The organism is Congregibacter sp., assembly GCF_047617445.1.
GTDB lineage: Bacteria > Pseudomonadota > Gammaproteobacteria > Pseudomonadales > Halieaceae > Congregibacter.
This window is the reverse complement of the sequence record NZ_JBLGBE010000036.1, coordinates 23,176-30,809: the sequence shown is the minus strand read 5'-3', so window position 1 is coordinate 30,809 and position 7,634 is coordinate 23,176. Positions and strand designations below refer to the sequence as shown.

Genomic DNA, 7,634 nt, shown 5'->3' with positions numbered 1-7,634 from the left:
CATAAACAACTATCCCAACAAGTGCCCACACTTCTGTCTTCATCTTCTTGTTAAATATCCATCAAACCGCTGGGGTTTGATGCTTTCCTGCCGATCATCAGATCAGCGGGGAGGCGAATTATACTCACAAGTTAAACCCGTGCAAGCGATATTTCGAATTACTTTTAAAGCGCCCCGAATCGGGCAGCTGCGATACTTAAGCGCGGGCGAACAGGTGGTACTTCTTCTTACCCAGCCGAACCAGGTAAAAGCGCCCATACAAAGCCTTCTCCGAGGCAAACACATTAACTACGGACGCGTTATCAGACATGCTCAATGCCCTGCCATTGATGATTACCGCCTCGCGCTGCAATGCGTCTTTTATCTGCTTCCCTGATCCCGCCAGCCCAGCATCCGCCAAAAGCTGCGTTAAAGTCTCGGGCAGGTCATCTGGCGACAACACACTCGAGGGCAGGCCATCGAGCATCAGTTGCTCAAGATCGGGCTCAGAGAGCGCGGCGGGCTCCCCACGGAACAGGCTCTCGGTAATACGCTTCGCCGCAGCCAGGCCCTCATCACCGTGTACCAACCGCGTGACCTCTTCCGCCAGAATACGCTGGGCCTCAGGACGACCACTACGCTCAGCATCCGCTCGCTCAATGCCCGCGATATCCGCCACTGTCAGAAACGTGAAGTACCGCAGGAATCGATAAGCATCACTGTCGGCCACGGACAGCCAAAACTGATAAAAGCTGTAGGGCGATGTTCGCGCTGCATCCAACCAAATCGTGCCGGACTCTGTTTTGCCGAACTTACTACCGTCAGACTTGGTGATCAGCGGCATGGTCAGGCCGAAGACCTGGCCCCCATGTAGCCGACGAGCCAGATCGATACCCCCGGTGATATTGCCCCACTGATCCGATCCACCAAGCTGAAGCCCGCAGTCATAGCGCTTGTACAGCTCGGCAAAGTCATAGGACTGAAGGATCATATAGGCGAACTCGGTAAAACTGATGCCACTGCCTTCACGCTCAATACGCTGCTTCACCGACTCTTTTTGGATCATCGAATTGATAGAAAAGTGCTTACCTATATCTCGCAGAAACGTGAGCACGTCCAGATCGCGGGTCCACTCCAGGTTGTTCACTACCAACGCGCTTTGGGCGCCTGCGTCGAAATCCACAAAACGGGATACCTGATTACGTAGTTTTTCAACCCAGCTCTCCACCACATCCGGTGTATTGAGCTGCCGCTCCTGAGCCTTGAAGCTGGGGTCACCAATGAGGCCGGTCGCGCCGCCAACGAGTGCAATGGGGCGATGTCCGGCCAACTGGAAGCGCCGTAGCATCAATAGAGGCACGAGGGAGCCAATGTGCAAGCTGTCAGCGGTAGGATCAAATCCGCAGTATAAAGAACGCGAACCGCCGTCCAGCCATTCGGGAAGCTTGTCTTCGCCGGCGATCTGAAATATCAGTTCCCGCTGTTGTAGTTCAGCAAGCAGTACACTAGTCATGGCCATCACTTTTGTTGCGGAGCTGGCTGCGAGCCAGCTCTCAATATTCAATCTGGTTAAAAGGCTGGCGACCTTACCGCACCGAACGACGAACGCAAGAGGTGAAATCCGTCACTATCGCTAAAACGTGCCTTTTTTATATACTCAGCACCCAGCAACCGGGCAAGTGACATGATCACCCATAAAAAAACACCCCGAGGAGCGACTCCCATCGCTGACCGCCAAGGTATTTCTCACCACCACCTTCTCGTTGTTGCCGGCCTGTCTGCGCTTGTAGCGCTGGCTGCAATCATAACGCCCTCGGGTGACGTGAACGCCACGCGGAGCGTGGCTGAGACCGAATTGATGACAGGTCCCGAAGCAGTTTCCACAGTAGAAGTGGCGCCCATGATCGAGGCTGCCAAAGCCGTAGCAACGGTGGGAAGCCTTACCGAAGAACCCACTCCTCCGGCATCTCAGCCCTGGGAGGAGTTCATTGTGCGCAGCGGCGACAATCTTTCTCTTCTTTTTAAACGCGCCCGTTTCGGTACCGCCGACGTTTATCAAATCGTACACACCGCTCCCCAGGGGCGGGACCTCGAGCGCATTTTTCCGGGTCAGAGCCTCTCTTTCCTTCGCGATGAGAGCGGCGGCCTTGCGGCGGTACGCCACACCATAGACGGCCTACAGTCCGTTGTTTATCGGCGCATGGACGGGGGGTTTTCCTCTGAACGTGCGGTGCGTGAACCCGAGCAACGCCTGAGTTGGGCGACGGTGGAAATCGAGTCATCACTATTCCTCGCGGGGCGAGAGGCGGGTCTATCCAGTAACCTCATAATGGAGGCGGCCATCATATTGGGCGGCGTCATCGACTTTGTGATGGACCCACGCAAGGGCGATACGATGGAGATTCTCTATGAGGAGCTCTATCTCGATGGCGAAAAGTACGAAGACGGTAAAGTCGTTGCCGCTTCGTACACCAACCGCGGCGAACGCTTCGACGCGTATCGCTACATCGACAGCAAGGGCATGACCAGCTACTACAACGAACACGGCGTGAGTATGCGCAAGGCTTTCTTGATGGCCCCGGTGGACTTCACGCGTATTAGCTCCGGATTCAACCCCCGACGGAAACACCCCATTTACAAAACAGTTCGCCCTCACAACGGCACGGACTACGCGGCGCCTCGCGGGACTCCCGTGTTCTCTGCCGGAGACGGCCGAGTTGTGGAAGCCGGCTACAGCCGCGCGAATGGCAACTACGTGTTCATTCAGCATGGCGACCGCTATATCACCAAGTACCTCCACTTGAACAAGCGTAAAGTGAAGAGCGGTCAACGCGTGGTCCAAAGCCAAGTGATCGGCACTGTGGGATCAACCGGCGCGGCAACGGGCCCGCACTTGCACTACGAATTTCTGGTCGGTGGCGTGCATCGCAACCCGCGCACTATTCATAAGAGCCTGCCAAAAGCTAAATCGCTCCCCAAGGAAGAGATGCCCCGCTTTAACATAGCAATAGCTGACGCGTCGACCCGATTGGCGCAACTGCGCGAAGAACGACGCCTCGCTTCAGTAACCGCAAACGGCGATATCGGCGCGCCCTGACTAGCGTGGCGCCCCAAGGCCTGTTCATTGGGCTCATGTCCGGCACGAGCATGGACGGTATTGATGCCGTCCTTGTCGAGTTGTCCGACGGGCAAACCCACCTCACAGATACACACAGTCAATCCTATGATCCTGCGCTACGCAGCCAGCTCGCCGCATTAGCTGCAGGAGACATTGATAGCGTTGACAAGCTTGCAACGCTTGATCGCGCGGTAGGACTTGAGTTTGGTCGCGCAGCCAACGCGCTGCTGAGCAGAAGTAGCTACAAGCCCACAGACATCACGGCGATTGGCAGTCACGGACAAACAGTTCGTCATCGACCTCACGGCCCTATAGAAGGACGCTATTCACTGCAGATCGGTGACCCGTCCAGCATCACCGAGCTCACCGGCATCACCACCGTGGCGGACTTTCGCCGGCGCGATATTGCTGCAGGGGGCCAAGGCGCACCGCTGGTCCCACTGTTCCACGCATCCCAGTTTGGGCAAGACGACCAATGCAGAGCCATCGTAAATATTGGCGGCATATCCAATGCGACGCTCCTAGACGGCTCTACCGTGGCTGCGGGGTTCGACTGCGGCCCCGGCAACACATTGCTCGATGCGTGGATTCGACGACACAGCGGAGACGCTTTCGATGCCGACGGCGCGTGGTCAGCGGAACATCAGGCCGACGAAACACTGCTGAGCCAATTGATTCAGGACCCCTACTTCACGCGAGCGGGCCCTAGAAGTACCGGTCCCGAATTATTCAATTTGAAATGGCTAGATGCACAGCTGAACGGCGATACAAACCCCGGCGCTGTGCAGGCTACGCTCGCGGAGTTAACTGCGTTTGCCATCACCAATAGTGTGCAGCGTTGCGAGCGCCCCCCCGAGGCGCTATTTATATGCGGCGGCGGCGCCCGTAATACGGATCTGATGCGACGGCTGCATACGCGTCTAACTGCGATGCACGTTCGACTTGGAACCACAGATGAGCTGGGCCTGGCCTCAGAATGGGTAGAGGCCTGCGCCTTTGCCTGGCTGGCAAGCCGCACGCTAGCTGGTCAGCCCGGCAATGCAGAACGCGTTACGGGTGCATCGGGACCGAGAGTGCTGGGCGCGATTTATCCGGCTTAAGCTATCGCGAAACTGTGAGCGTCTTAGCAGCTATTAGCGTCTTAAATGACGAGCTATTAGCGTGCTAAATGGACAGACTTAGAAGGCGAAAAAAATCGCTAGACAGAAAATGAAGCCCCGCATCCACAGGTTGTGGTCGCGTTGGGGTTGTTCAAAATAAAGCGTGAGCCCTCGAGGCCCTCGCTGTAGTCGACCTGAGAACCCGCCAGATATGGAAAGCTCATGGGGTCCACAAGGACAGTAACACCCTCTCGCTCTATAGTTGTATCGTCTTCCGCGGCGTCTTCGTCGAAAGAAAATCCGTATTGGAACCCGGAGCATCCGCCGCCGGTAACGAATACGCGGAGCTTGAGTGCAATGTTTTCTTCTTCATTCACGAGCTCACGTACTTTGTTGACCGCACGGTCTGACAAAGTAATAGCGTTTGGATCAAAGGCTTCTGCGACAGTCATGCTACTCCGGACACCACGCGCCTATTTAAAAATAGTGGCGCGATAAAACCAAGTGTGAGACTCAAGTATAGCGATAGCTGCCCTCGATCGCTATACAAGGTTTCATTTATGGCAGCAGGCCCGGTTGCGAAATACCCAGACTCTCCTCTTGCCCAAACATAAGGTTCATACACTGAATCGCCTGCCCGGCTGCACCTTTCACCAGGTTATCCTCCACCGCCGTTACCACAACAGTGCCTTTATTCTCGGGCACCGTGAGACCCAACTGGCAGGTATTAGCCCCGCGAACACTGCGCGTCTGCGGATATTGCCCTACCGGCAGCACGTCCACAAAAGGCTCGTCCTGATAAAAGTCCTCAAACACGCTCTGCAAGTTGGCAGCACGTCCCGCCTCATTCAGTGAGGCATAGAGTGTGGCGTGGATGCCGCGAATCATTGGCGCCAGATGTGGAACAAAAGTCAGAGACACCTCGCTCCCCGCGATATCAGACAAACCCTGCTCGATCTCTGGCAAGTGCCTATGACCACTCACGGCATAAGCCTTGAAACTGTCACTGGCCTCCGCGAGCAGGTTATCGATCTTGGCCTGACGGCCGGCACCACTCACGCCGGAGACTGCATTGGCGATTAGCGATTGCGGATCGATCAAACCTGCCGCCAACAGTGGCATATAGCCCAACTGCACCGCCGTGGGATAACAGCCGGGACAGGCCAATAGTTGCGCAGTGCGAATATCCTCGCGATTACGTTCAGGCAGTCCATAAACAGCTTGGCTAAGCAATTCCGGGCAAACATGCGTCTCGCCATACCAGTGCTCCCATAGCTTGACGTCCCGAATACGAAAGTCAGCCGAGAGATCAATAACTCGGGTTCCGGCAGCGAGCAGGGCGGGAACGCTGCGCATAGCAACGTTGTGAGGCGTCGCAAAAAACACAGCATCGCAGGCGCCCAATACCTTATTGTCGGGATCGCTAAAGCTGAGATCAATATGACCGCGAAGGCTGGGAAACAAATCGTCCACACGCCGCCCGGATTCCGCACGGGAGGTGATCAATACGATCTCCACGTTCGGGTGCGCAACGAGCAAGCGCAGCAGCTCCACGCCGGTGTAGCCCGTACCGCCAACAATACCTACCTTGATCATGATGCCTCCTTTATACAGAGTCGCAGGAGTATATCGCCAAAGCGTCCCATAGAATTGCTACCATTACTGCTTTATCGGCCGGAATTCCCGCTTGGCATTTAGTTTCGGATCCTATCGCCGCGCGCTGACGCGCTACGACTCTGTCACCGCCTACGCGCTGCTGGGCATCATCGCCGGCATTTCGTCTGGCGCAGCGGTGATTGCGTTTGAGCACGGCATCGACCAGATTGCGCTGCTTTGGGGCGTGGGCAATCGCGGGGAGGACTACGAGACACTCAGTACTCTCAATCGCTTTCTACTCCCGGTTTTAGGCGGACTAGTGCTCGGCATCACGTTCTCGTTTCTGCGTCCGGAAGATCGCGAAGTGGGTATCGTTCATGTCATCAGCCGACTGCACAGCAATTACGGCATGCTTCCCTGGCGCAATGCCGTGGTGCAATTCTTTGGCGGTGTAGTCGCGCTCGCCACGGGCCAGTCCGGCGGCCGAGAGGGCCCCGGCGTGCACCTTGGCAGCGCCATTAACAGCATTATCGGCCAGCGACTTGCCCTCCCAAACAATAGCCTTCGCGTCCTCATCGCCTGCGGATCCGCCGGAGGAATTGCCGCCGCCTTCAACACACCCTTGGCCGGGGTGATTTTCGCCATGGAAGTCATCATCGCCGAATATACGGTCGCGGGCTTTATGCCGGTCATGTTGTCTGCCGTAGCTGCCTCTGCGCTCAGCCAACAACTGGGAGGCGGCTCAGAGATTTTTGACATGTCCAGCGTACAGCTGAACACGCTCTGGGAGATACCCTACATAGCGCTCTTGGGGTTTGTTAGCGGCTGTGTTGTAGCAATGCTCATTCGTATAAGCACCATTAGCGCGGGCTTTGGTCAATGGCCTGTGGTTGTGCGGTTCACCCTGGCGGGCGCCATTACCGGCGCGCTAGGCGTCGCTATTCCCGAGACTCTGGGCATGGGTTACGACACCCTGGGCAACGTAATGTACGGACAGATTGCTTTAGGTGCGCTCTTACTGATTGCCGGTGCAAAAATCTTCGCAACCGCAATCAGCGTCGGGGTTGGCATGCCCGTAGGCCTGATAGGCCCCACGCTGCTGATAGGAGCCTGCGTGGGCGGATTCTTTGGGCAGCTGGGACACACACTCTACCCCGGCATCGCTACCGACCCTACGCTTTACGTCACCATTGGTATGGCTGCCGCCATGGGCGCAACTTTCGGGGCTCCTCTGGCGGCCTGCCTGGCAGTCATCGAGTTGACTCAAAGTACCAGCGTGGCGATGCCGGCTCTGCTGGCCATCATTCTGGCTAACCTGACCAACCTGAGCGTCTTCAAACAGCGCTCCGCACACCGCAGCGTGATTCGCCAGCTGCGACGTCAACTCCCGGACGATCCACTTAACCAGCTTCTCCACCGTACAGACGTAAACGCCGTCATCGACGGTAGCGTGGTGGTCATCGCGGAGTCTGTTAAACCCTCAGTCTCGGCGACCCTCGCCCTTCAGGTACCCAATTGGTGCCTGGTGAGCCGCGAAGGAGACGATCTCTTTTTGGTTAACGGGAAAGATCTCATGAGCTGGCTGGAGGAGACTCCAGTCACCGAAACCGACGAAGCACCCGTTCGCAACATCACTGAGTCATCACTACGCCGATGGACCATAGCCGTCGTCCCGGAACAAGCGACGCTCAGGCAAGTGCTGGATATCCTGAAAGCGCGCACGGTGGAGGCTGTCTGTGTGTACACTCGCGGCAGTAGGGGTGAACGACGCCTGCGTGGCATCGTGACACGCGATAGAATCGAGCGCTTCACCCTCGACCATCTAAACGCCTAGGATTCAC

6 protein-coding genes are annotated in these 7,634 nt (G+C 56.6%); 3 read left to right on the top strand and 3 right to left on the bottom strand.

Features of this window, described 5'->3' with window-relative positions; translation table 11 throughout:
* Nucleotides 1–196 precede the first annotated feature (196 nt).
* A complete protein-coding gene (tyrS, locus tag ACI9KD_RS10060; RefSeq protein WP_414981035.1) occupies nucleotides 197–1,492 on the bottom strand; it encodes a tyrosine--tRNA ligase in 1,296 nt (431 codons plus the stop codon).
* A gap of 171 nt (nucleotides 1,493–1,663) precedes the next feature.
* Between tyrS and ACI9KD_RS10055 the strand changes: the two genes are divergently transcribed.
* Both ACI9KD_RS10055 and ACI9KD_RS10050 read left to right on the top strand, forming a co-directional pair.
* The gene (locus tag ACI9KD_RS10055) at nucleotides 1,664–3,076 is read left to right on the top strand and encodes a peptidoglycan DD-metalloendopeptidase family protein (protein ID WP_414981034.1); all 1,413 of its coding nucleotides are present in this window, start codon (nucleotides 1,664–1,666) and stop codon (nucleotides 3,074–3,076) included.
* Between the two features lie 5 nt (nucleotides 3,077–3,081).
* A complete protein-coding gene (locus ACI9KD_RS10050) occupies nucleotides 3,082–4,197 on the top strand; it encodes an anhydro-N-acetylmuramic acid kinase (protein WP_414981033.1) in 1,116 nt (371 codons plus the stop codon).
* A 98-nt stretch (nucleotides 4,198–4,295) separates the two neighbouring features.
* On the opposite strand, the gene erpA is transcribed toward ACI9KD_RS10050, so the two are convergent.
* Together erpA and argC are read right to left on the bottom strand one after the other, a co-directional pair.
* Nucleotides 4,296–4,649, bottom strand: coding sequence for an iron-sulfur cluster insertion protein ErpA (erpA, locus tag ACI9KD_RS10045; protein WP_414981032.1), 354 nt, complete (start codon nucleotides 4,647–4,649; stop codon nucleotides 4,296–4,298).
* Between the two features lie 106 nt (nucleotides 4,650–4,755).
* Entirely contained in the window at nucleotides 4,756–5,793 is a 1,038-nt protein-coding gene (argC, locus tag ACI9KD_RS10040; RefSeq protein WP_414981031.1) for an N-acetyl-gamma-glutamyl-phosphate reductase, read from the bottom strand.
* Nucleotides 5,794–5,884: 91 nt separating this feature from the next.
* Between argC and ACI9KD_RS10035 the strand changes: the two genes are divergently transcribed.
* A complete protein-coding gene (locus ACI9KD_RS10035) occupies nucleotides 5,885–7,627 on the top strand; it encodes a chloride channel protein (protein WP_414981030.1) in 1,743 nt (580 codons plus the stop codon).
* Nucleotides 7,628–7,634 lie beyond the last annotated feature (7 nt).

Coding starts and splice junctions, on each gene's coding strand:
- tyrS (WP_414981035.1), bottom strand. CDS start 1,492: ATGACTAGTGTACTGCTTGCTGAACTACAACAGCGGGAACTGATATTT.
- ACI9KD_RS10055 (WP_414981034.1), top strand. CDS start 1,664: ATGATCACCCATAAAAAAACACCCCGAGGAGCGACTCCCATCGCTGAC.
- erpA (WP_414981032.1), bottom strand. CDS start 4,649: ATGACTGTCGCAGAAGCCTTTGATCCAAACGCTATTACTTTGTCAGAC.
- argC (WP_414981031.1), bottom strand. CDS start 5,793: ATGATCAAGGTAGGTATTGTTGGCGGTACGGGCTACACCGGCGTGGAG.